We start from the raw sequence: 22,505 nt of genomic DNA, 5'->3' as shown, positions 1-22,505 counted from the left end.
GAGCGTCGCGGATCCCGGCGGGGACGCGCACAGGTCCGGTCGGGGCCGATAGATTGCAGCCGTGACCGAAGCGGACGAACTGCCGGCTGCCGTGCCACCGCCCCGCCACTGGGAGGCGGACGTGCTGCTGCGCGACGGTCGCACGGCGCACATCCGGCCGATGCAGCCGGACGACCGGGCGCTGCTGGTCGAGTTCTACAGCCGGGTGTCCGACCAGTCGAAGTACTACCGGTTCTTCTCGCCGATGCCCGAGCTCTCCGAGCGCGACCTCGACCGGTTCACCCGGGTCGACCACCGCGACCGCGTGGCGCTGATCCTGCTGGTGGCCGGCCGGATGATCGCGGTGGGGCGCTACGACACGATCCGCCCCGGCTACGCCGAGGTCGCCTTCCTCGTGGAGGACCAGCACCAGGGCCGCGGCATCGGCCAGCTCCTGCTCGAGCACCTCGCCCAGGCCGGGCGCGAGCGCGGGATCGAGGAGTTCGTCGCCGAGGTGCTGCCCGACAACCAGGCGATGATCCACACGTTCAGGGACGCCGGCTACCAGGTGAAGAGCGCCTTCGAGGACGGCGTGATGGAGCTGGTGTTCCGCATCGACCCCACCGACACCGCGATCGGCGTGATGGAGCAGCGCGAGCACCGTGCCGAGTACGCCTCGATCGAGCGGTTCTTCTCGCCGAAGTCCGTCGCGATCATCGGCGCGAGCCGCCGCCAGGACACGATCGGGCGCGCACTGGTGCGCAACCTGGTGCTGGGCGACTTCTCCGGCCGGATCCACGTGGTGAACCCCAGCGCCGACTCGGTCGCCGGGATGCCTGCGTGGAAGTCGGTGGGGGAGATCCCCGGCGAGGTCGACGTCGCGATCGTGGCCGTGCCTGCCGAGGCCGTGCAGGACGTCGTGCTCGACTGCGCCGCCAAGGGCGTGCACGGGCTCGTCGTGATCTCGTCGGGCTTCGCCGAGACCGGCGAGGAGGGCCGGATGCGCCAGCGCCGGCTGGTCGGGCTCTCACGCTCCTACGGCCTGCGGCTGATCGGCCCCAACGCGCTCGGCATCATCAACACCGACCCCGACGTCTCGCTCAACGCCTCGCTGTCGTCGGTCATGCCGCCGCGCGGCCGCGCCGGGTTCTTCTGCCAGTCCGGAGCGCTGGGCTCGGCGATCCTGGAGAAGGTGCAGAACCGTGGCCTCGGCCTCACCACCTTCGTCAGCGCCGGCAACCGCGCCGACGTCTCGGGCAACGACCTCCTGCAGTACTGGGAGGAGGACGACGCCACCGAGGTGGTCCTGCTCTACCTCGAGTCCATCGGCAACCCGCGCAAGTTCTCCCGCATCGCGCGCCGCGTCAGCCGGCGCAAGCCGATCGTGGCGGTGCGCTCGGGACGCAGCTCGCAGGGCGTGCCCATGGGCCACGCGGTCCGCAAGATCGGTGCCCCGGGTGAGGCCGTGGACGCGATGTTCCGCCAGGCGGGCATCATCCAGGTCGAGTCGCTGGAGGAGATGTTCGACGTCGCCCAGCTGCTCGCCCACCAGCCGCTGCCGCGCGGGCGCCGGGTCGCGATCGTCGGCAACTCCGACGCGCTCGGCCTGCTCGCCGCGGACGCCGCGAACTCGGTGGGCCTGGTGGTCAACCGGCAGGAGGCCCTGGGCGCCGACGCGACCGCGGAGGACTTCGAGGACGCGCTCGACGCGGCCATCGACGACCCGGAGGTCGACGCGGTGGCGGCGATCTTCATCCCCCCGCTCAACGTCACCGGCGCCCGCGAGGAGGTCGCCAACGTGCTCGCGGCCGTCGGCGAGCAGTCCGACAAGCCGATCGTGTCGACCTTCCTCGGCACCGAGGGCGTGCCCGAGCTGCTGCGGGTGCCCGACGTGGCCGGCTCCAGCGCCGGGCGCGGGTCGGTGCCGTCGTACCCCGCCGTCGAGGCCGCCGTTCGCGCGCTCGCCCACGTCGTGGAGTACGCCGTGTGGCTGCGGGTGCCCCAGTCGACGGTCGGCGACCTGCCGTCCAACGACCGCGACGACGCCCGCCACCTCGTCAACGAGGTGCTGATGCGCCACCCCGAGGGCCGCGACCTCGACTTCGTCGAGCAGCACCGCCTGCTCAGCGCCTACGGCATCGACCTGTGGGACACCTACGCCGTGGAGTCGCTCGACGAGGCGACAGCGGCGGGGGAGTCGCTGGGGTGGGACGTGGTGCTCAAGGCCACCGCCGACCACCTGCGCGACCGGCCCGACCTCGCGCACGTGTGGCGCAACATCGACACCCCCGACGAGATGGCCGACGCCTGGACCTCGCTCAACCAGGTGATCACCGAGCCCGAGCGCGCCGGCTTCGTGGTGCAGCGCAACGCCCCGCCCGGGGTGCCGGTGACGATCGCGACCATGGAGGACCCGCTCTTCGGACCCGTGCTCTCCTTCGGCATCGGCGGCCCGCTGACCGAGCTGCTGGGCGACCGGTCCTACCGGATCCCGCCGCTCGCTGATCATGACGCCCAGGACATGGTGCGCGAGATCAAGGCCTCGCCGCTGCTCTTCGGCTACCGCGGCAGCGAGATCGTCGAGGTCGCGGAGATCGAGCGGCTGGTGCGCCAGGTGGCGCAGCTCCAGCACGACCTGCCGCAGGTGCGCTCGCTGCAGCTGCCTCTCGTGCTGGCGGGGTCCGACGGCGCGAGCGTGCTCGGTGCCTCGGTGCGGGTCGAGCAGGTGCAGGACCCTCGCTCCGACTGGTTCGTGCGACGCCTCAGCACGATGCCGGGGGACACGCTCCCCGACTGACGCCCCCCGCGTGACAGACTGCGACCATGCCCCGCTCGACCCGTGACGCGGACGTCTCCCAGGACCTCCGCCAGGCGATCCACCGCACCGGCTACTACCCCGAGGTCGTCGCCGACGGCGTCTTCTCCGCCGCGGGCGGCGAGGACGTCGTCTCCTTCTTCGTGCACCACGAGACGACGTTCGACCACGAGGAGGTGCGCCGCCACCTCACCGCCCTGCTGCTGACGCCCACCCGCCTGGTGATCGCGCACACCGACGAGCACCCGGGCGACGACCTGCTGCCGGAGCCCTACACCTCCACCACCACCGAGGCCGTCACGCTCACCTCGATCCGCACGGTGGTGGTCACCCGCATGGTCGCCAACCCGACCGCGGGCGTGGCGCCGCCGGCCGAGGCCGTGCTGACCATCGGCTGGGGCGGCGTGGGCCGGCTCGACCTCGAGCCCGCCGCCTGCTCGGACCCCGAGTGCGACGCCGACCACGGCTACACCGGCACGCTCGCCGGCGACGACTACACGCTGCGCGTCTCCGCCGCCGCGGAGGGAGCCGACTCGGTGGCCGGGCTGCTGGCCTTCGCCGACGCCCTTTCCGCGCGCACCCGCGGATGACCTTCACCCCACCGGCGTACGGCGACCGCTCCCTCGCCGACGTGGTGCCGTCGGTGGCCCGCGCGCTCGGGACGCCCCTCGAGGGCCACGCCGTCGGCATCGAGCTGCCCCCGGCGCCGTCGTACGTCGTGTTCCTGGTCGACGGGATGGGCGCGGAGCTGCTCGCCCGCCACGCCCACGCCGCGCCCTACCTCGCCTCGCTCGTCGACGGGGCCTCGACCGGCACGGCCGGCGTGCCGTCGACGACCGCGACCTCACTGACCTCCCTCGGCACCGGGCTCACCCCCGGCGCCCACGGCCTCGTCGGCTTCACCGCCCGCATCCCCGGGACCGACCGCCTGCTCAACCACCTGTCGTGGGACAAGGGCGTCGATCCCACGCTGTGGCAGCCGCACCCCACCGCCTTCGGCCGGCTCGCGCACGCCGGGGTCCACGTCACCTCCGTCAACAAGCGTGACTTCGACGGTTCGGGCCTGACGGTCGCCTCGCAGCGCGGGGCGACGTACGTCGGTGCCGACCGCGTCGGCGAGCGCATCGCCGCCACCGTCAGCGCGTCGTCGCACCGCCCGTCGCTGACCTACGTCTACGACTCCGACCTCGACTGGACCGGGCACAAGTTCGGCGTGGCCTCGACCCAGTGGCTCCAGCAGCTCGCGATGGTCGACGCCGAGGCCGAGCAGCTGCGCGAGGCGCTGCCGGCCTCGACCCGGCTCCTCGTCGTCGCCGACCACGGGATGGTCGACAGCCCGCGCGAGGCACGGGTCGACGTCGACGAGGTCGACGGGATGCGCGACGGGGTCGCCCTGCTCGGCGGCGAGGCCCGCTTCCGGCACCTCTACTGCCCCTCCCGCGCGGTCGACGACGTCGTCGCGACCTGGCGCGAGGTGCTGGGCGATCGAGCCACGGTGCTGACGCGCGAGGACGCGATCGGTCGGGGCTGGTTCGGCGCCGTCGACCCCGGTGTCCTGCCACGTCTGGGCGACGTCATGGTGGCCTGCCACGACGACGTGGCCGTGGTCTCGACGCGCGACTTCGCCTACGAGGACACGCTCGTCGGCCTGCACGGCTCGCTGACGTCCGCCGAGATGACGATCCCCATCCTCGTCGGCTGACTGGCTGGTGAGTCTCCAGGAGACTCAGCAGCCAGCACGGGGGACTCAGCCGAAGGGGAGCGGCTCCGGAGCGAGGCTCACGGCCTTGGCGCGCGCGGCGGTGAGGCGACGGCGGTGGTGCTGGCGGCACAGCACCTCGTAGGCCACGTCAGCAGGCGGCTCGTCGGCCTGCTCCACGTCGCCGACGACGATCACCTCGCCGTCGGTGACCATCGCGCCGTTCTCGGTGCGCGCGTTGTGGGTGGCGCGCTTGCCGCACCAGCACAGCGCCTCGACCTGCAGCACGTTCATCCGGTCGGCGAGCTCGACGAGGCGGGCGCTGCCGGGGAAGAGCACCGAGCGGAAGTCGGTGAGGATGCCGAAGGCGAAGACGTCGATCTGGAGCTCGTCGACGACCTTGGCGAGCTGGTCGATCTGGTCGGCTGCGTAGAACTGGGCCTCGTCGCAGATGAGGTAGTCGATGCGTCCGCCGCGGGTGAGCGTGGTGACGACGTAGGTCCAGAAGTCGAAGGCGTCGTCCACCTCGAGCGCGTCGTGGGTCAGGCCCAGACGGCTCGAGACCTTCGCCGCGCCGGCGCGGTCGTGGGTGGTGAAGATGCGGCCGACGCGTCCTCGGGCCGCGTGGTTGTGGTTGGTCTGGAGCGCCAGCGTCGACTTGCCGGAGTCCATCGTGCCCGTGAAGAAGTGCAGTTCAGCCATGACCGGCCGATCTTGTCACAGCCGCGCGGGCGCCGGCGGCTACCGTGCCGGGCATGGCCGACGACTTCGACCCCGCCCCGCCCGCCAGCGCGAGCCCGCTGATCGGTCCCGACGAGCTGGCCGCCGACCTCGAGCGCCTCACCGTGCTCGACGTGCGCTACCTGATGGGCGGCCCGCCCGGTCGCGAGCTGCACGAGGCGGGCCACGTCCCCGGGGCGGCGTACGTCGACCTCGACGCCGACCTGGCCGCCCCGCCCGGCGCGGGCGGGCGGCACCCGCTCCCCGGACCGGCCGCCTTCGAGGCCGCCATGCGCCGTGCCGGGGTGAGCCGCACGCGTCCCGTCGTGGTGTACGACGACTGGCAGGGTCGCGCGGCGGCCCGCGCGTGGTGGCTGCTGCGCTTCCACGGCCACCGCGACGTGCGTGTCCTCGACGGCGGTTGGAGCGCGTGGCAGGGGGCCGGACACCCGGTGGAGACCGGCGAGGTGCGGCCGGAGCCGGGTGACTTCACGGTCGCTGCGACCCCGCAGATGCCCGTGGTCGAGGCGGACGACGTGCTCGGCGTGGACGTGCTGGTCGACGCCCGAGCGGCGGAGCGCTTCGCCGGCGAGACCGAGCCCGTGGACCCGGTGGCCGGGCACATCCCCGGCGCGGTCAACGTGCCGACGACGGAGAACCTCGACGAGAGGGGCCGGTTCCGGGCCCCCGCCGAGCTGCGGGCGGCGTACGCCCGCGTCGGCGTGGACGGCTCGCGGTCGGTGGCGGCCTACTGCGGCTCGGGCGTCACCGCCACGCACGACGTGCTGGCGATGGAGGTGGCCGGGATCCGGGCGGCGCTCTACCCTGGCAGCTGGAGCGGCTGGATCACCGACACGTCACGGCCGATCGAGACCGGCCGCTGATCCGCCCCTCGCTCAGCGTGCGACGACCTCGTCGCCGATGCTGATCCGGCCGGTCGTCTCGGGCACCAGGTGGGCGGCGAACATGGTCTTGCCGTCCACGAGCCGGTGGCGTGCCAGCGTGCGGATCGGCTCCTTGGCCGTCGCGAGGGTCCGGGGGTCGATGGTCGTCATGACGCACCGGCCCACGGGCTTGGTCAGCCGGAACCTGACGCCGCCGATCGTGAGCGACGACCAGCGGTCCTCCGCAAAGGGCTCCTCGCCGTCGACGACGAGGTTGGCCCGGAACCGCTCGACCGGCAGCGGCCCAGGCGGCTCCTCGCCGAGCTCGAGCGCCCGCTCGACGATCCAGTCGTCGAGCTGGCGCAGCGACGCCATCGACGCGACCGTCACGGGCATCGAGTCCGGGAAGGCCGCGTGCTCGCCGGGACGCGAGAAGCCCGGCTGCAGGGTGCGACGCGTCGGGTCGTCGCACCACACCAGGCGTACGTCGTCGCGGCCGAGCGCCGCCGCGATCCAGGCGTCGGCGTCCGGACCCGCAGGCACCGCCCGCAGGTCGAGCGAGAAGAGCCGCACGGGCTCGGGGCCGCCGGTCGGCTCCTCGAGGAGCAGGTCGGGCAGGCCCGGGGCGCGGAGCCGCAGCGCGCAGTCGACCGACGGGTCGGTTTCCGGGGTGTCGGCGACGACGTGGAACAGCCGGTGCACCTCGCGCGCAGAGACGAGGCGCGAGTCGCGGTCGACGACCATCCACGTCCGGTCACCGCGCAGGCCGGCGGGCTGGACGTCGATCGACTCGACGGGCCGGATGGCGCCGGACTTCAGCGGGTGGACGTTGAGGTGGCGCAGGCGCACCTGTCAGTCGTTCTTTCCGCCGCCGAACATGATCTCGTCCCAGCTCGGCACCGACGCACGGCCGCGCTTCTTCGCGGGCTTGGCGACCGGCTCGGAGGGGGTCTCCGCCGCGGGCTCCTCGGGCTCATGACGTGCGGGTCCGCCGTCGGACGAGGCACGGATCTCCATCGTGGTCTCGTTGGGGGAGTCGGCCTCGGCCGGCTCGTCGCGGGGCGTCCGGTCGCCCGCAGGCTCGTCGCGCGCAGGCTCCTCGCCCACCATCTCGATGGCGTCGTCGCCGAGGGGCACGTCCTCGTCCAGCGGCACGTCGTCGCCGATGGCGCTGAGCCGGCGCCGGCGCGCGAGGGCGAGGTCGTCGGAGGCCGGCTCTGCAGGGGCGGCGGGCGTCGCGTCTCCGACCAGCCAGCGGGCGTCCTCGTCGTCGACGGTGACGAAGTTGCCGCGGGGGTCGTGGGAGAACGTGGCCGCGCCGGTGCGGCCCGCGACGTCGTAGAGCGCGGTCAGGGTCCAGCGCCCGTCCTCGCGACGGAAGGCGTCCCAGTCGACGCTGCCCGGGTCGGCGTTGTGGGAGCGCAGGTGCGCGTTGACCGCCTCGCCGAGGGTGCGCGCACCGGACTCGGAGGCGCGGCGGCGGACGGACGCGAGCTGGGCCCGGTCGGCGACGTGGGCGCGCTCGGCCATCACGGGCGCCGCGAACGGCATGATCTTCTCCACCGAGGTGCCGGCCGCGTGGGCCACCGACTCGGGGGACTCACCGGCGCGGATGCGCGTCTGGATGTCGCGGGGACGGAGGCTTGATTCCATCGGGATCTCCAACTGGCCGTTGCTTTCGGGTGCGCCCGACAGGGCGCGGCGGAGCCGGGCGTCGATCGCCAGGGTGTGCTCCTGGCCCGACTCGTCCACCAGCAGCAGGCGCTTGCCGTCCTTGCTGCGTCCGGTGAACGTCAGCTTGGCCATGGACGGCGTTCTCCTGCCTGGGTGGTGGGCGATGCGCCGGGGCATCCGATCGCGTCGAGCCTACGCCAGCGCGGTGCTGCCACCGGGTTCCACCTGCGGCGCGGCGGCTAGCCTGCTGCACGTGCCCACGACCGAGCTCTCCACCACGCTCGTCGTGCTCGACCTCGTCGGCATCTTCGTCTTCGCGGTGACCGGTGCGCTCGTGGCGGTGCGCAAGCACCTCGACCTGTTCGCCGCGCTGGTGCTCGCCGGTGTGACCGGCCTCGGCGGCGGGTTCGTACGCGACGTCCTGATCGACGCCACCCCGCCCGCCGCGCTGGCCGACTGGCGCTACCTCCTGGTGCCGGTCGCGGCAGGCCTCCTCACCTTCGTCTTCCACCCGACCGTCGGTCGCCTCGAGCGCGTGGTCACGCTGTTCGACGCCTTCGGGCTGGCGGTGTTCTGCGTGACCGGCGCGCTCAAGGCCGTCGACTACGGCCTCGGACCGCTGCCCGCCGCGCTGCTCGGCATGGTCACCGGCATCGGCGGCGGCATCCTGCGCGACGTGCTCGCCGGGCGCGTGCCCGTCATCTTCGAGGGCGTGCTCTACGCCACGCCCGCGCTCGCCGGCGCGGCGGTGGCCGTGCTGCTCGACCGCACCGACCTGCCGCTCGCCGTCGTCGCCGCGTCGGGATTCAGCGTCTGCCTCGGCTGGCGGCTGCTCGCCACGGTCCGGGGATGGCGAGCCCCGATGCCGAAGGGGCCGGCGAACGTCTGAGCGGGTCTCGTGACAGGCGCCAGGGCGCCTTCCTCGACCAGCAATGGTCAGTCGCCGAGCACGCGCCGGAGGTGGGCGTTGGTGAAGACCCGGTCGGGGTCGAGCCGGTCGCGCAACGCGAGGTAGTCGTCGAAGCGGTCGTACGCCGGCGCCAGGTCGGCCGCGGTGCGCGTGTGGACCTTGCCCCAGTGGGGCCGTCCGCCGGCCTCGCGCAACAGCGGCTCCAGGCCCCCGAAGTAGGCCCGGTGGTCGGTGTCGGCCGGCACGTGGAAGGCGAGGTAGAGGCTGTCGCGGCCGTACGAGGTCGACAGGGGGACGTCGTCGGCCGGCGCGGTGCGGATCTCGACCGGGAAGGCGATCCTCCAGTCGCTGGCCTCGATCACCCGGCGGCACTCACGCAGCACGTCGAGGCCGACCTCGCGCGGGACGGCGTACTCCATCTCGCGGAAGCGCACCCGGCGCGGGCTGACGAACACGCGGTGCGCGAGGTCGCTGTAGCGCCGCTCCGACAGCGCGTGCCCGGCCAGCCGGTTGATCCGCGGGACCAGGCCCGGCGCCCGCGACCCGACGCGGCAGAGCCCGCCGAACACCGTGTTGGACACGAAGTCGTCCTCCCACCAGGCGGCCAGGCGTGAGGGCGGCTCCTGCTCTCCTGGCTCGAGGTCGGTGCGGACGTTCTGCTTGACGACCATCGCGTCGGTGTGGGGGAACCAGTACATGTCGACGTGGTGCGCCGCGGCCACCATCTCGTCGTACGACGCCAGCGCCCGGTCCCACGTCATGGGCTGCTCGTGGGCCTCGACGACGAAGAGCGGCTCGACGTGGAAGGTGAGGCTGGTGAGGATCCCGAGCGCGCCGAGGCCGACGCGGGCGACGTCGAGGACGTCGGGGTTCTCGGTGGCCGAGGCGCGCAGCACCTCTCCGGTGCCGGTGACGAGCTCGAGGCCCGCGAGCTGGGCGGCGAGGCCCGCCGCGGTGCCGCCGGTGCCGTGCGTGCCCGTGGACGTCGCCCCGGCGAGCGTCTGCTCGGCGATGTCGCCCATGTTGTGCAGCGACAGGCCGAGGCGCTCGAGGGCGAGGTTGAGGTCCTTGAGCGGCGTGCCGGCGCGGGCCGTCACCGTCATCGCCTCGCGGTCGACGTCGAGGATCCCGGTGAGGCCCTCGGGCCGCAGCAGGGCGTGCTCGGGAGCGGCGATCGCGGTGAAGCTGTGACCGGTGCCGGCCATCTTCACGCTGGTGCCGTCCTCCCGGGCGCGGCGTACGGCCTCGACGACCGCCGCGACCGACGCGGGGGTCTCCACCCGCGACGGCGTGGCCTCCTCCAGGCCGGACCAGTTGCGCCACGGGGCGCCGGCGGGGTGCGTCTGGGCGGGCGACCTCATGGCCGCACGCTAGCGCGCGGTGCGGGACGGGCGGGCCGTCTGCGCGGCCAGCGCGCCGAGCACGCCGCCCGCGAGCGCCACGGCGTAGGCGGCCGACGCGCCGCTGTGGTCGACCACGAAGCCTGCGATGCTCGCTCCGGGCGCCACGCCGGCCACGATCCCGGTGTGCAGGATCGCCATGCCCTCGGTCAGTCGTGTGGGCGGCACGCCCTGCTCGACCATGGTCATCGCGACGATCATCGTGGGCGCGATGGCGAGCCCGCCGACGAGCAGGACCACGGCCATCAGCGGCAGCGAGGAGACGAGCAGCAGCGGCACCATGGCCAGCGCCATCGCCGCCGAGCCCCAGCGCAGCCGCACGTCCGGCCCGCTGCGCCACGCGATCGCACCGGTGACGAGGCCCGCGACCAGGCTCCCGAAGGACCAGGCCGCGAGCAGCCAGCCGGCGACGCCGCGATGGCCCTGCTCCTCGGCGAAGGCGACGGTGCTGACCTCGGCGGCGCCGAACAGCGCGCCCAGGGTCAGGCAGACCAGGGCGAGCGGCAGCACGAGCCGCCACGGCATCGCGGGCCGTGGTCCGTCGGTGACCACCGTGCGGCCTGCCGGCGGCTCCGTACGCCGCTGCGCCGCGAAGGCGAACGTGCCCGCCACCCCGCTGACCAGGGCGAGTCCGAGGCCCGCCACCGGGTGCCAGCTGGTGGCGAGGAGCGTCACCAGCACGGGGCCGACGACGAAGACGACCTCGTCGAGCACCGCCTCGAGCGCGAAGGCGGTCTGCTTCTCCCCGGGCTCGTCGAGCAGGTGCGACCAGCGGGTGCGCACGCTGGCGCCGACCTGGGGGAGGGCCGCCCCGCCGAGGGCGGCGAACACGTAGGTGCAGGCCGTCGGCCAGTCCTGCTCGACCGCCAGGATCATCAGCGACAGGCCGGCGGCGAACACCGAGATCGCGATCGGCAGCACCCGTGCCTGGCCGTAGTGGTCGACCCACCGGCCGTGCAGGACCGCGACGGCGGCCTCGGCGAGCACGAACACCGCCGAGACCGTGCCGGCCAGTCCGTAGGAGCCGGTGCGCTCCTCGACGAGCAGCACGATGCCCAGGCCGACCATCGAGATGGGGAGGCGGGCGACGAGGCCGGCGCCGCTGAAGGCGAGGGCGCCCGGGCGGCGGAGCACCCGGGCGTAGGAGTCGAGCATCGAGGAGATGGTAGGGCGCCCTAGGCTGGCGACATGAATCCTGCGGGACACCTCGACGTGAAGCCGTACGACGCCCTCCTGGTGCTCTCCTTCGGGGGCCCGGAGAAGCCCGAGGACGTGGTGCCGTTCCTGGAGAACGTCACCCGTGGCCGGGGCATCCCGCGCGAGCGGCTGGCCCAGGTGGGGGAGCACTACTTCCTCTTCGGCGGCAAGAGCCCGATCAACGACCAGAACCGTGCACTCATCGCCGCGCTCGAGAAGGACCTCGCCGAGCAGCGCATCGAGCTGCCGATCTACTTCGGCAACCGCAACTGGGACCCCTACCTCGCCGACACGCTCGCGCAGATGGCCGCCGACGGCGTCCAGCGGGCCGCGGTCTTCGCGACGTCGGCCTACTCCTCGTGGTCGTCGTGCCGGCAGTACCGCGAGAACCTCTACGACGCGGTCGAGAAGACGCCGGGTGCGCCGCGCCTCGACAAGCTGCGGCAGTACTACAACCACCCCGGCTTCATCGAGCCCGCCGTCGACGCGTGCCTGGCCGCGCTCGCCGAGCTGCCCGACAACGGTGACACCGCCCGCCTCGTCTTCGTCACTCACTCGATCCCGACCCAGATGGCGGAGACCAGCGGCTCGGAGGACCCGGCCGGGCAGCCGCGCGGTGCCTACGTCAGCCAGCACCGCAGCGCCGTCGACGAGGTCGCGCGCCGCGTGGGGGAGCGCACCGGGCGCGTGCACCGGCACGACCTCGTCTACTGCTCGCGCTCGGGCGCGCCGTCGACGCCGTGGCTCGAGCCCGACGTCAACGACCACCTCGAGCAGCTCGCCACCGACGGCGTCACCTCCGTGGTCCTGGCCCCGATCGGCTTCGTCTCCGACCACATGGAGGTCATCTACGACCTCGACACCGAGGCGATGGAGACCGCCGAGCGACTCGGGATGAGCGCCGTCCGAGCCGCGACGGCCGGGGTCGACCCGCGCTTCGTGGCGATGGTGCGCGACCTCGTGCTCGAGCGGGCCGCCGCCGAGCGGGGCGAGGAGCCGCAGCGCCCCGTCGTCGGGTCGATGCCCGCCGGGCCCGACGTGTGCGGCGTCGGGTGCTGCCCCAACGCCCGCGGGCCGCGGCCGGCGCTGTGCGGTCGCGACTCGTGACCGATCCTGCGGAGCTGCGCGACCTGGCCCGCGCCGTCGCGCACGAGGGCGCCTCGCTGGCCCGGGAGATGCGCGTGGGCGGGATCAGCGTCGCCGACACCAAGACCAGTGCCGTCGACGTCGTCACCGAGGCCGACCGCGCCGTCGAGCAGCTGATCCGCGCCCGGATCACGGCGCAGCGACCCGATGACGCGATCCTGGGGGAGGAGGGCGACGACCGTCCCGGCACCAGCGGCGTGCGGTGGGTCGTCGACCCGATCGACGGCACCGTCAACTACCTCTACGGCCTTGCCGACTGCGCGGTCTCCGTGGCCGCCGAGGTCGACGGCGAGGTCGTCGCCGGTGCCGTGGTCACCATCCCCGGCGGGGTCGAGTACGCCGCCGCGCTCGGGCTCGGAGCCGCCCGTGACGGCCGGCCACTGTCCGTGCGCCCCACTCCGCCGCTCGCCGAGCGTCTGGTGTTGACCGGCTTCGGCTACGAGCGCCACGTCCGCGAGCACCAGGCCGCTTGCGTGGCCCGGCTGTTGCCGGACGTGCGCGACATCCGTCGGATGGGCTCCTGCTCGCTCGACCTCTGCCACGTCGCCGAGGGCAGCGGGGACGGCTACGTCGAGGCCGGGCCCAAGCCCTGGGACTGGTCGGCCGGTGGGCTGGTGCTGCGCGAGGCGGGCGGTCGCTTCGACCTGCTCGACGGCACCCTGGCCTTCGACGGATCGACGCGGCGTACGGTCGTGGTCGGAGCTCCGGCGGACGGGTGGGACACGTTCGTCGCGGCGCTCACCAGCGCCGGCTTCCTCACCTGATCGGGGAGCCGGGACACCTCCTGACGGGTGGTCGCGACCGGGCTGGACCACGGGGGAATAGCGAGACGCTCACCACTGTTCAGGCGACACGTTGCGGACCGGCTCACCACGGAGCCGCTCCATGGTGCACAATCTGGCGCCGACGACGAGCAACAACTCGGTCTCATGCCCGTGCCGCGATCCGGCCGGTCTGAGCCACTGCATGGGGAGAGGGATCCGATGGCCACCGACTACGACGCACCGCGCAAGTCCGAGGAGGACCAGAGCGAGGAGAGCATCGAGGAGCTCAAGGCCCGCCGCCACGACAAGAACTCCGGCAAGGTCGACGAGGACGAGACCGAGGCGGCCGAGTCCTTCGAGCTTCCCGGTGCCGACCTCTCGCACGAAGAGCTGGCAGTCGAGGTCATGCCGCGGCAGGACGACGAGTTCACCTGCATGAGCTGCTTCCTGGTGCACCACCGCTCGCAGCTGGCCGATGAGAAGAAGCTCATCTGCCGCGACTGCATCTGACGAGCACCGCTCGAGCGCGCTCCATCACGCTCCAGCCACGACGGCGTCCGTCCTCCGAGGAGGGCGGGCGCTGTTCTGTGTGTGCGATCCGCCCCTCGGCGGCGCGTGGCCGTTGGAAGCGCTCCTCACGGAGCTCGTCGAGGTGGTCGACATCCGCCGCGAGCTGGTGAACCGCCGGATGGTCGTCGGGAGTCCCGAACAGGGTGCGCTCGAGGCGTCGGTGATGCGGGCACAGGCGGAAGTGGATGGCCGGGTCGCGTCGCTGCCGCGACCGGTCGCGAACCTCGAAGTAGTCGACGGTCGTCATGTGCCGCAGGGCCTGCGGCACCCACCATCCCGTCGCTCGCAGGTCCACGTGGGCCGGGTAGCGGCTGCCACCGTGCTTGCGAGCGCCGTCGGCCCGCATGGGGTGCACCTCCTCGCCTGTCGTCGCGTCGCTGAGGGTGGCCTTCAGGCCCGCCATCCGCAGCAGTTGCTCGAGCACCGTGGCCCGTGGGCTCGTCCGCCCGGTCTCCCACCGCGCGACGACCGACTGCGAGACCCCGAGTCGTGCCGCAAGCCCCCGCTGGGACACGTCCAGGATCCGCCTGACCCGGCGTACGACGCCCGGCGGGCCCCCGTCGAACGGGCCCATGAACCACCACTCGCGCTCCTCCTCGGTCCAGCCGGCCATCGAGTCCCAGGTCGTAGCAGTCATGCGTCGTCCTCCAGCGGTCGTCGTTCCTGTGTGACTGCCATCCCACGCCTGTGCGATGACATCGGGACGTCGTTCTCCACAGGAGGCCGCGGAGGGGACGCTGGCGCAGAGCCTGTGGACGCCTCCGGGGCTGTGTCTCGGAGTCGTCAGTCGCTGTGGTCGGCCCTCCTCGCCGCACTGGCTGGTGAGTCCCTCAGAGACTCACCAGCCAGTCAAGGGAGCGGGCACTCATGGCACGACGCCCGCCCCTCCGAGGAGGGACGGGCGTCGGGTGCCGGTGCCGGTGGTGCCCGACGGGTCGTCGGGCGCGGGCTCAGGACTGCGGAGCGGGCGCCTTGTCGGCGTCCTGGCCGTCCTTCTTGAGCTGCGGGGGCAGGTGGCCGGTGGACTTGGCGTAGTAGGTCGCCGCACGGCGGGTGGCCAGCATCCGCGCGACCCCGATCAGCGTGCCGCTGACAGCGGCCCACATGACCGCCTCGCCCAGGCCCACGTCGGGGTCGGCAGGGTTGGCCGGCGGGTTCTTGCCCGTCGCGGCACGCCACGAGGTGTTGAGCCCCTTCTTGGCCACAGCTGCCGCGCCGAGCGCGGCAGCGAGGGAGAACGCGGAGTAGAACTTGCTGGAACCGTCCTTGGAAGCCATGTCGGTAACCCTATCGAGGCGGTCAGCCCGCTCGCGTCGCCTCTAGGGCTGAGGCCAGCGCCTCGGGGCGTCGACAGCTCACCAGCCAGTAGGGCGCCGGGTCGGCCGGGTCGGTGATGTCGATGCGCACGCCACGCTGGAGGTAGGGCCGCAGCAGCAGGTAGGCGCGGGCGTCGGCGTCGACGCCTGCCTGGCGTCGTACGCCGTCCGCGTCCAGCGGGGTCACCTCGCCGACGTGCTGCAGGTCGATGTGCGCACGCCCCGCGCGGAGCGTGCCACGCTGGATCGCCACGCGGGGACTGCCATAGCCGCCGAGCACGCCGATGAGCACGGCCAGTGCGAGTGCGGTGACGGTCCAGGCCAGTCCCTCGGGGACCGCGACGACCAGGGCCAGCCACAACGATGCCACCAGCATGACGCCCTGGACCCACCAGCGCAGCGGGACGGTGAGGCGTTCGGCGTAGTCCACGGCGCAGAGCCTATAGATTCTCTCCTCGTGCCCGACGCCCGCCTCACGCCTGACCAGCCCGAGCCGTCCGAGCAGTCCGGACAGCCTGCCCACGACCTGGACGTCGCCGTGGTCCGGCTCGACCCGGACCTGCCGCTGCCGGCGTACGCCCACCCGGGGGACGCAGGCGCCGACCTCCACACCACCATCGACGTCACGCTCGCGCCGGGCGAGCGGGTGCTCGTGCCCACCGGGCTGGCGCTGGCGCTGCCCGATGGCTACGTCGGGCTGGTGCACCCACGCTCGGGGCTCGCGGCGCGTCACGGTCTGTCGATCGTCAACGCACCGGGCACCGTCGACGCGGGCTACCGCGGCGAGATCAAGGTGCTCCTGGTCAACCTCGACCCGACCGAAGCGGTCACGCTCCAGCGTGGCGACCGGATCGCCCAGCTCGTCGTCCAGCGCTTCGAGCGTGCCCGTTTCGTCGAGGTGGGGGTGCTGCCCGAGTCGGTGCGGGGTGACGGGGGTTACGGTTCTACAGGTATCGGTTCGCGCCCCTGAGCGCGCCCGCTCTCGGGTCCACCAACAAGGAGTGCTGACGTGAAGTTCCGCCGCAAGGCCGCGACCACCGACACGGCCGCGACCGACGACGCCCCCGCCGGGTCCGACGGGGAGACCGGCGCCGCGCAGGCGCCCGCCGGCCCCTTCGACGCGTCCGCCGTCGAGGACGACGGGATCGAGCGCGCCGACCTCGGGTCGGTGCTCGTGCCGGCCATCGCCGACCGCGAGCTGCGCCTGCAGGTCGACGACCAGACCGGCCAGGTCCGCGCGGTGATGCTCGCCGGCTCCGACGGTGCGTGCGAGTTCCAGGCCTTCGCCGCCCCCCGCAACGGTGACCTGTGGTCGGAGGTGCGCCCCCAGATCGCCGAGGACATGGTCCGGCGGGGCGGCCACGCCACCGAGCGTGAGGGCCGCTGGGGCACCGAGCTGGTCTGCCAGATGCCCGTGCAGCGCCCCGACGGCACCACCGCCACGCAGCCCTCGCGCATCATCGGGATCAACGGTGAGCGCTGGATGCTGCGCGCGTCGTTCCTCGGCCGCCCGGCCGTCGAGCCCGACGCCACCCCGGACTGGGACGACGCGCTGGCCCAGGTCGTCGTACGACGCGGCGACACCGCCATGCCGGTCGGCGAGCCCCTCCCGGTCACGCTGCCTGACGACGCCCGTCGAGTGAGGTGAGCGGTGGCCGAGAAGAGCCGGCTGCGCCAGGCGCTGTCGAAGTGGGCTGACAGCTCCGAGGCCCACCAGCGTGACCTGCGCCAGAGCCAGGCGCGCGACGAGGCCGTCGCGATCGCCGAGGCCCCCGAGCGCGAGCACGTGATCGTCAACGGCGTGCTCCGCACCGTGACCCTGCGGCCCCGCGGTGGCGTGCCCGCACTCGAGGCCGAGCTCGACGACGGCTCGGGTGTGATCACCGTCGTGTGGCTGGGACGACGGAGGATCTCCGGCGTCGCCCCTGGCCGCTCGGTGACCGTGGCCGGCTGCATCGGCAAGCAGGGCGGCGTGCCGATCATGTTCAACCCTCGCTACGAGCTGCGCCCGTGACGGGCGAGACGCACGTGGTGGAGACCGAGACGGTCGAGGCCGTGGTGCGCCAGCAGCTCTCCAAGGCCCTCGGCGGCCGGCGCGGCATGGCCGAGGCAGCCGTGCCGACCGTGCTCTTCACAGCCACCTGGCTCACCGGGCGCGACCTCGACCTGGCGATCTACGTCAGCGTCGGCGCAGCACTCGTGCTGCTCGCGATCCGGCTGGTGCAGCGCTCGACCGTCCAGTTCGTCGTCAACGCCCTCTTCGGCATCGCGATCGGGTGGTACTTCGTGCACCGCTCGGCCGCGTCCGGGGGATCGGAGCAGGACCAGGCCCTGGCCTACTTCCTGCCGGGCATCCTCTACAACGGTGGCTACGCCGTCGTGCTCGGCCTCACCTGCGTGGTCGGGTGGCCGCTGGTCGGCTTCATGGTCGGCAGCATCACCGGCGACCCCACCGCGTGGCACTCCGACCGGCAGGTCGTGCGGCTGTGCAGCCGCCTGACGTGGCTGCTGGTGGCGCCGTGCGTGATCCGGGTCGCCGTCCAGACCCCGATCTGGCTGGCCGGCACCTCCGGGTCGATGGACCCCGACGCCGCCGTCGCGATCCTCGGCGTCCTCAAGATCGTGCTGGGCTGGCCGCTCCAGCTCGCCGCGCTCGGCTCCATGGTGTGGCTGCTCTCGCGCAACCGTACGCCGGTCGCGACCGACGCGACGCCCGCCTGACGCCTCAGCGGTGACCGGGCGAGAGCAGCTGCTCCAGCTCGGTCTCGACCTCGGTCGGCACCACGAAGAGCAGCTCGTCGCCGGACTCCAGGGGCTGCTCCGCGTCAGGGGTGTAGACCTGCCCGTCGCGCAGGATCGTGACCAGCGCGCAGTTGTCGGGGAAGGGGACCAGTCCGCTCGGCGTGCCGACGTAGGGGGAGTCGGCCGACAGCGTCAGCTCGACGAGGTTGGCGTTGCCCTGGCGGAACGTGAACAGCCGCACGAGGTCGCCGATGGAGACGGCCTCCTCGACGAGCGCGGACATGATGCGCGGGGTGGAGACGTTGACGTCGACGCCCCAGGCCTCGGTGAAGAGCCACTCGTTGTTGGGGTGGTTGACCCGGCCCACGGTGCGCGGCACGCCGAACTCGGTCTTGGCGAGCAGCGAGGTGACCAGGTTGGCCTTGTCGTCGCCGGTCGCGGCGATCACGACGTCGCACCTGCCCAGCTGTGCCTCGGCGAGCGAGGACAGCTCGCACGAGTCGGCCAGGAGCCACTCGGCGTTGGGCACCCGCTCGGGACGGATCGAGGACGGGTTCTTGTCGATGAGCAGGACCTGGTGCCCGTTCTCGATCAGCTCCCGGGCGATCGATCGACCCACGGCTCCGGCTCCGGCGATGGCGACGCGCATGTGTGTGGTGCTCCTGGCTTCAGTCGATCAGGTGGGTCGGGGTCGGGTCAGTCGTCTTCGGGGCCGGACTCGAGCACGGCGTAGGCGTGCGCGGCGTTCTCCTCGCGGATCACGATGTGCAGCATGTCGCCCTCCTGCAGCACCGTCTCGCGGGTGGGCAGCATGCCCTCGCCGAGGCGGTCGATCCACGCGATGCGGCTGCGGGACTGCATCTGGAACTCGACGGTCCGGTTGCCCACCCAGACCTCCGGGATCGGGATGTGGTCGACGCGGATCGTGCCCGAGGGGTCGCGGAAGTCGGGCTCGGCGCCGGCGGGCAGGATCCGGCGCAGGACCTGGTCGGCGGTCCACTTCACGGTGGCGACCGTGGTGATGCCGAGGCGCTGGTAGACCTCCGCGCGGCCCGGGTCGTAGATGCGGGCCACGACCTGCTGCAGGCCGAAGGTCTCCCGCGCCACCCGGGCGGCGATGATGTTGGAGTTGTCACCGCTCGACACCGCGGCGAAGGCGTCGGCACGGCGGATGCCGGCCTTCTCCAGCACCTGCTGGTCGAAGCCGTAGCCGGTGATCTTGTCGCCGTTGAACTCCGGACCCAGACGCCTGAAGGAGTCGGGTTCGCTGTCGATGACGGACACCGTGTGGTTGCGGTCCTCGAGGCTTCGGGCGAGCGTCGAACCGACGCGGCCACAGCCCATGATCACGACGTGCACGTCCGAACCGTATCCCAGCGGGGATATCTCGGGCCGCGGGTCTAGGCTTCCCGCCTGTGAGTGTCGGCGACGTGTCCAAGCGGATCCTGCTGGGCCGCAAGCTGCGCAGCAGCCAGCTGGGGGAGACCCTGCTGCCCAAGCGCATCGCGCTGCCGGTGTTCGCCAGCGACGCGCTGTCGTCGGTGGCGTACGCCCCGGACGAGGTCTTCATCATGCTCGCCGTGGCCGGCACCTCGACCTACGTGTGGTCGTGGAAGATCGGCCTCGCCGTCGCGCTGGTGATGCTGACGGTGGTGGCGAGCTATCGCCAGACCGTGCACGCCTACCCCTCCGGCGGGGGTGACTACGAGGTCGCCACCGTCAACCTGGGGCGCAACGCAGGCGTCACCGTCGCGAGCGCGCTCCTGGTCGACTACGTCCTGACGGTCGCGGTGTCGATCTCGTCGGCCGCGCAGTACGCCGCGGGCGCCATCAACGGGCTCATCGGGCACGAGGCGACCGTGGCGGTGGTCGCCGTCGTCGTGCTGACGGCGATGAACCTGCGCGGTGTGCGGGAGTCCGGCGCCTTCTTCGCCGTGCCGACCTACCTCTTCATGGTCGCCATCCTCGGCATGTGCGCCTACGGGCTGCTGCGGCTGCTGACCGGCGACCTGCCGCAGGCCGAGAGCGCCGGGCTGGTGATCCAGCCGCAGCCCGGCTGGGACGAGCCGCTGACCCAGGTCGGGTTGATGTTCCTGCTGGCGCGGGCCTTCTCGTCGGGCTGCGCGGCCCTCACCGGCGTCGAGGCCATCAGCAACGGCGTGCCCGCCTTCCGCAAGCCCAAGAGCCGCAACGCGGCGACGACGCTGCTCATGCTTGGCCTCATCGCGATCACGATGATGATGAGCGTGATCGTCCTCGCCAAGCAGATGGCGATCCGCTACGTCGACCCGCACGAGCTCGAGCGCCTGCGTACGTCGTCCGGCGGCGCGCTGCCCGACGGCTACGAGCAGCACCCGGTGATCGCCCAGATCGCGGCCGGGGTCTTCGACCACTTCCCGCCGGGCTTCTACTTCGTCGTCACCGTCACCGGCATCATCCTGGTGCTGGCGGCCAACACCGCGTTCAACGGCTTCCCGGTGCTCGGCTCGATCCTGGCCCAGGACGGCCTGGCGCCCCGTTCGCTCGGCTCGCGGGGCGACCGGCTGGCCTACAGCAACGGCATCGTGTTCCTCGCTGCCATGTCGGCCTTGCTGATCTGGCTCTTCGACGCCGAGACCACCAAGCTCATCCAGCTCTACATCGTGGGCGTCTTCGTGTCGTTCAACCTGAGCCAGCTCGGGATGATCCGCCACTGGACGCGGCACCTGCAGACCGAGCGCGACCCGGCCGTGCGCCGGCGGATGATGCGCTCGCGCGCCATCAACACCTTCGGCCTCGGCATGACGGCCGTGGTGCTCGTGATCGTGCTGCTGACCAAGTTCGTCCACGGCGCGTGGATCACGATCCTCGCGATGGCGTTCTTCTTCATGCTCATGCAGGCGATCGGACGCCACTACGCGCGCGTCGAGCTGGAGCTGGCCGCCGACGAGCAGGACAAGGTGATGCCGACGCGGGTCCACGCGATCGTGCTCGCCTCCAAGCTCCACAAGCCCACCCTGCGCGCCCTCGCCTTCGCCCGCGCCACCCGGCCCAACGTGCTGGAGGCGATCTACGTCGGCATCGACACCAAGGCCACCAACCGGCTCCTCGAGGAGTGGGACGAGCGGCACCTCGACATCCCGCTCAAGGTGCTGCACTCGCCCTACCGCGAGGTGGTGCGCCCGATCGTGGAGTACACCCAGGAGATCCGCCGCGGCAGCCCGCGCGGCGTCGTCGCGGTCTACATCCCGGAGTACGTCGTCGGCCGGTGGTGGGAGCAGCTGCTCCACAACCAGACCGCCCTCCGGCTCAAGGGTCGCCTGCTGTTCACGCCAGGCGTGATGGTCATCTCCGTGCCCTACCAGCTGCGTTCCTCGCAGGTAGCGCAGGAGCGCGAGAAGCGTGACGAGGCCCGCGTGCACGCCGGCGACCTCCGCCGGGGTCGCGTCACCTCGCGCCGCTCCCGGCAGGCAGACGACGTATGAGCCGCCACCACCACCGCCCCCGCAAGGCCCGGGGCCGCTCCCGCGTCGGGGAGCGCTTCGAGGCCGAGGTCGGGCCGGTCGCCCACGGCGGCCACTGCGTCGCCCGGCTGCCCGAGCCCGAGTCCCGCGTCGTCTTCGTCCGGCACGCGATCCCCGGCGAGCGAGTGGTCGTGGAGATCACCGAGGGCACCGACGGTGACCGCTTCTGGCGCGGAGACGCCGTGTCGGTGGTGGAAGCCTCGCCCGACCGCGTCGAGGCGCCGTGCCCCGTCGCCGGTCCCGGGCTGTGCGGAGGCTGCGACTTCCAGCACGTCGCCGTGCCCGCGCAGCGCGCGCTGAAGACCGCGGTGGTGCGCGAGCAGCTGGTGCGCCTCGGCCGCCTGGACGCCGGGTCGCCGCTCGTCGCCGGTCTCGAGGTCCAGGCGGTCCCGGTCCCGGGCCGACCCGACGACGGGCTGCGGTGGCGTACGCGCCAGCGCTACGCCGCACTGCCGGACGGGCAGCCCGCCATGCGGGCCCACCGCTCGCACCGGCTCGTGCCGATCGACGACTGCCTGATCGCCGCGGAGGGAGCCCGCCCGCGCGACGCGGTCGACGGCGCCGTGGTCGAGGAGGGCGCCCCGCGCCCGTCACGAGACATCCTCACCCACGATGTCACCCGGGGTGAGACGTCCCACCCCTTCACCGTGGCCGCCGACGGCTTCTGGCAGGTCCACCCCGAGGCCCCGCGGGTGCTGGTGGAGACCGTCCTCGAGCTGCTGGCGCCGCAGCCGGGGGAGCGGGCGCTCGACCTCTACGCCGGTGTCGGCCTGTTCGCCCGCTTCGTCGGCGAGGTCACCGGCGCCCGCGTGGTGGCCGTCGAGGGCGACCGCTCGGCGTCGCAGCACGCGCGGGCCAACCTCTCCGCGCTCGAGGGCGCGGTCGTGGAGTGCGGGCCCACCGAGTCGGTGCTGCGCGAGGGCTACGACGAGCCGTTCGACCTGGTCGTGCTCGACCCGCCGCGCGAGGGTGCGAAGCGTGCCGTCGTGGAGCAGGTCGTCGACCGTCGCCCCCGCGCGGTGGCGTACGTCGCCTGCGACCCGGCCGCCCTCGGGCGCGACATCGCGATCTTCGCCGAGCACGGCTACGAGCTCACCGCGATCCGCGCCTTCGACCTCTTCCCGATGACCCACCACGTGGAGTGCGTGGCGCTCCTGAGGAGAGTCGGCCCCGGACAGTCGTAGGT

At 72.7% G+C, this 22,505-nt stretch carries 24 protein-coding genes; 14 read left to right on the top strand and 10 right to left on the bottom strand.

Features of this window, described 5'->3' with window-relative positions; all coding sequences use genetic code 11:
* Positions 1 to 61 precede the first annotated feature (61 nt).
* From ASG76_RS04015 to ASG76_RS04005, 3 genes are read left to right on the top strand one after another with little or no spacing between them, the layout of a single operon-like run.
* Complete coding sequence (locus ASG76_RS04015) at positions 62 to 2,776, top strand: bifunctional GNAT family N-acetyltransferase/acetate--CoA ligase family protein (protein ID WP_056600415.1); 2,715 nt, start codon at positions 62 to 64, stop codon at positions 2,774 to 2,776.
* 26 nt (positions 2,777 to 2,802) lie between these two features.
* Positions 2,803 to 3,384 (top strand): DUF5998 family protein, encoded by a 582-nt coding sequence (locus tag ASG76_RS04010; protein WP_056600413.1) that lies wholly within the window; start codon positions 2,803 to 2,805, stop codon positions 3,382 to 3,384.
* Positions 3,381 to 4,496: an alkaline phosphatase family protein gene (locus tag ASG76_RS04005; protein ID WP_056600411.1), complete on the top strand. Its 1,116-nt coding sequence runs from the start codon at positions 3,381 to 3,383 to the stop codon at positions 4,494 to 4,496. Before ASG76_RS04010 ends, ASG76_RS04005 begins: the two co-directional genes overlap by 4 nt.
* Before the next feature lie 45 nt (positions 4,497 to 4,541).
* Here the strand turns inward: ASG76_RS04005 and ASG76_RS04000 are convergent, their stop codons facing one another.
* Positions 4,542 to 5,195 carry a thymidine kinase gene (locus ASG76_RS04000; RefSeq protein WP_056600409.1) on the bottom strand — a complete coding sequence of 218 codons (654 nt, stop codon included), beginning with the start codon at positions 5,193 to 5,195 and terminating at the stop codon, positions 4,542 to 4,544.
* 53 nt (positions 5,196 to 5,248) lie between these two features.
* Here ASG76_RS04000 and ASG76_RS03995 point away from each other — a divergent pair, with 53 nt between their 5' ends.
* Positions 5,249 to 6,097, top strand: coding sequence for a sulfurtransferase (locus ASG76_RS03995; protein WP_082587237.1), 849 nt, complete (start codon positions 5,249 to 5,251; stop codon positions 6,095 to 6,097).
* A gap of 12 nt (positions 6,098 to 6,109) precedes the next feature.
* Here the strand turns inward: ASG76_RS03995 and ASG76_RS03990 are convergent, their stop codons facing one another.
* Both ASG76_RS03990 and sepH read right to left on the bottom strand, forming a co-directional pair.
* On the bottom strand, positions 6,110 to 6,946 hold the full coding sequence (locus ASG76_RS03990; RefSeq protein WP_056600408.1) for an MOSC domain-containing protein: 837 nt from the start codon (positions 6,944 to 6,946) through the stop codon (positions 6,110 to 6,112).
* Between the two features lie 3 nt (positions 6,947 to 6,949).
* Positions 6,950 to 7,903: a septation protein SepH gene (gene sepH / locus ASG76_RS18985; RefSeq protein WP_056600406.1), complete on the bottom strand. Its 954-nt coding sequence runs from the start codon at positions 7,901 to 7,903 to the stop codon at positions 6,950 to 6,952.
* Between the two features lie 121 nt (positions 7,904 to 8,024).
* Between sepH and ASG76_RS03980 the strand changes: the two genes are divergently transcribed.
* On the top strand, positions 8,025 to 8,660 hold the full coding sequence (locus ASG76_RS03980; RefSeq protein ID WP_056600405.1) for a trimeric intracellular cation channel family protein: 636 nt from the start codon (positions 8,025 to 8,027) through the stop codon (positions 8,658 to 8,660).
* 47 nt (positions 8,661 to 8,707) lie between these two features.
* On the opposite strand, the gene ASG76_RS03975 is transcribed toward ASG76_RS03980, so the two are convergent.
* Positions 8,708 to 10,042 (bottom strand): D-arabinono-1,4-lactone oxidase, encoded by a 1,335-nt coding sequence (locus ASG76_RS03975; RefSeq protein ID WP_056600403.1) that lies wholly within the window; start codon positions 10,040 to 10,042, stop codon positions 8,708 to 8,710.
* A gap of 9 nt (positions 10,043 to 10,051) precedes the next feature.
* Positions 10,052 to 11,236: an MFS transporter gene (locus tag ASG76_RS03970; RefSeq protein ID WP_056600401.1), complete on the bottom strand. Its 1,185-nt coding sequence runs from the start codon at positions 11,234 to 11,236 to the stop codon at positions 10,052 to 10,054.
* Positions 11,237 to 11,269: 33 nt separating this feature from the next.
* On the opposite strand from ASG76_RS03970, the gene ASG76_RS03965 reads away from it, so the two are divergent.
* The 3 genes from ASG76_RS03965 to ASG76_RS03955 all read left to right on the top strand — a co-directional run bounded on the left by ASG76_RS03965 (position 11,270) and on the right by ASG76_RS03955 (position 13,698).
* Entirely contained in the window at positions 11,270 to 12,385 is a 1,116-nt protein-coding gene (locus tag ASG76_RS03965; protein WP_056600400.1) for a ferrochelatase, read from the top strand.
* The gene (locus ASG76_RS03960) at positions 12,382 to 13,188 is read left to right on the top strand and encodes an inositol monophosphatase family protein (protein WP_056601004.1); all 807 of its coding nucleotides are present in this window, start codon (positions 12,382 to 12,384) and stop codon (positions 13,186 to 13,188) included. The genes ASG76_RS03965 and ASG76_RS03960 overlap by 4 nt, the downstream gene beginning before the upstream one ends.
* 219 nt (positions 13,189 to 13,407) lie before the next feature.
* Complete coding sequence (locus tag ASG76_RS03955) at positions 13,408 to 13,698, top strand: DUF4193 domain-containing protein (protein ID WP_056600397.1); 291 nt, start codon at positions 13,408 to 13,410, stop codon at positions 13,696 to 13,698.
* On the opposite strand, the gene ASG76_RS03950 is transcribed toward ASG76_RS03955, so the two are convergent.
* The 3 genes from ASG76_RS03950 to ASG76_RS03940 form a co-directional block, all read right to left on the bottom strand.
* Positions 13,676 to 14,395 (bottom strand): helix-turn-helix domain-containing protein, encoded by a 720-nt coding sequence (locus tag ASG76_RS03950; protein ID WP_056600395.1) that lies wholly within the window; start codon positions 14,393 to 14,395, stop codon positions 13,676 to 13,678. The two genes, ASG76_RS03955 and ASG76_RS03950, sit on opposite strands and share 23 nt — an antisense overlap.
* A gap of 313 nt (positions 14,396 to 14,708) precedes the next feature.
* A complete protein-coding gene (locus tag ASG76_RS03945) occupies positions 14,709 to 15,035 on the bottom strand; it encodes a DUF4235 domain-containing protein (protein WP_056600394.1) in 327 nt (108 codons plus the stop codon).
* A 22-nt stretch (positions 15,036 to 15,057) separates the two neighbouring features.
* Complete coding sequence (locus ASG76_RS03940; protein WP_056600392.1) at positions 15,058 to 15,504, bottom strand: DUF3093 domain-containing protein; 447 nt, start codon at positions 15,502 to 15,504, stop codon at positions 15,058 to 15,060.
* A 96-nt stretch (positions 15,505 to 15,600) separates the two neighbouring features.
* Here ASG76_RS03940 and dut point away from each other — a divergent pair, with 96 nt between their 5' ends.
* From dut to ASG76_RS03920, 4 genes are read left to right on the top strand one after another with little or no spacing between them, the layout of a single operon-like run.
* Positions 15,601 to 16,044: a dUTP diphosphatase gene (gene dut, locus ASG76_RS03935; protein ID WP_056601002.1), complete on the top strand. Its 444-nt coding sequence runs from the start codon at positions 15,601 to 15,603 to the stop codon at positions 16,042 to 16,044.
* A gap of 39 nt (positions 16,045 to 16,083) precedes the next feature.
* Positions 16,084 to 16,722, top strand: a complete 639-nt coding sequence (locus tag ASG76_RS03930; protein ID WP_056600390.1) for a DUF3710 domain-containing protein — start codon at positions 16,084 to 16,086, stop codon at positions 16,720 to 16,722.
* A 3-nt stretch (positions 16,723 to 16,725) separates the two neighbouring features.
* A complete protein-coding gene (locus ASG76_RS03925) occupies positions 16,726 to 17,088 on the top strand; it encodes an OB-fold nucleic acid binding domain-containing protein (RefSeq protein WP_056600388.1) in 363 nt (120 codons plus the stop codon).
* Entirely contained in the window at positions 17,085 to 17,795 is a 711-nt protein-coding gene (locus ASG76_RS03920) for a DUF3159 domain-containing protein (RefSeq protein ID WP_056600386.1), read from the top strand. The genes ASG76_RS03925 and ASG76_RS03920 overlap by 4 nt, the downstream gene beginning before the upstream one ends.
* 4 nt (positions 17,796 to 17,799) lie before the next feature.
* Here the strand turns inward: ASG76_RS03920 and ASG76_RS03915 are convergent, their stop codons facing one another.
* Both ASG76_RS03915 and ASG76_RS03910 read right to left on the bottom strand, forming a co-directional pair.
* Complete coding sequence (locus tag ASG76_RS03915; protein ID WP_056600384.1) at positions 17,800 to 18,465, bottom strand: potassium channel family protein; 666 nt, start codon at positions 18,463 to 18,465, stop codon at positions 17,800 to 17,802.
* Positions 18,466 to 18,512: 47 nt separating this feature from the next.
* Positions 18,513 to 19,175: a potassium channel family protein gene (locus ASG76_RS03910; RefSeq protein WP_056600382.1), complete on the bottom strand. Its 663-nt coding sequence runs from the start codon at positions 19,173 to 19,175 to the stop codon at positions 18,513 to 18,515.
* Between the two features lie 56 nt (positions 19,176 to 19,231).
* On the opposite strand from ASG76_RS03910, the gene ASG76_RS03905 reads away from it, so the two are divergent.
* Together ASG76_RS03905 and ASG76_RS03900 are read left to right on the top strand one after the other, a co-directional pair.
* Positions 19,232 to 21,280 carry an APC family permease gene (locus ASG76_RS03905; RefSeq protein ID WP_056600380.1) on the top strand — a complete coding sequence of 683 codons (2,049 nt, stop codon included), beginning with the start codon at positions 19,232 to 19,234 and terminating at the stop codon, positions 21,278 to 21,280.
* Positions 21,277 to 22,503, top strand: coding sequence for a class I SAM-dependent RNA methyltransferase (locus ASG76_RS03900; protein WP_056600377.1), 1,227 nt, complete (start codon positions 21,277 to 21,279; stop codon positions 22,501 to 22,503). Before ASG76_RS03905 ends, ASG76_RS03900 begins: the two co-directional genes overlap by 4 nt.
* Positions 22,504 to 22,505 lie beyond the last annotated feature (2 nt).

It is taken from the genome of Nocardioides sp. Soil774 (genome assembly GCF_001428125.1).
GTDB lineage: Bacteria > Actinomycetota > Actinomycetes > Propionibacteriales > Nocardioidaceae > Nocardioides.
Note: the sequence above shows the minus strand (reverse complement) of the source record. Positions and strands in the feature narration are given on the sequence as shown.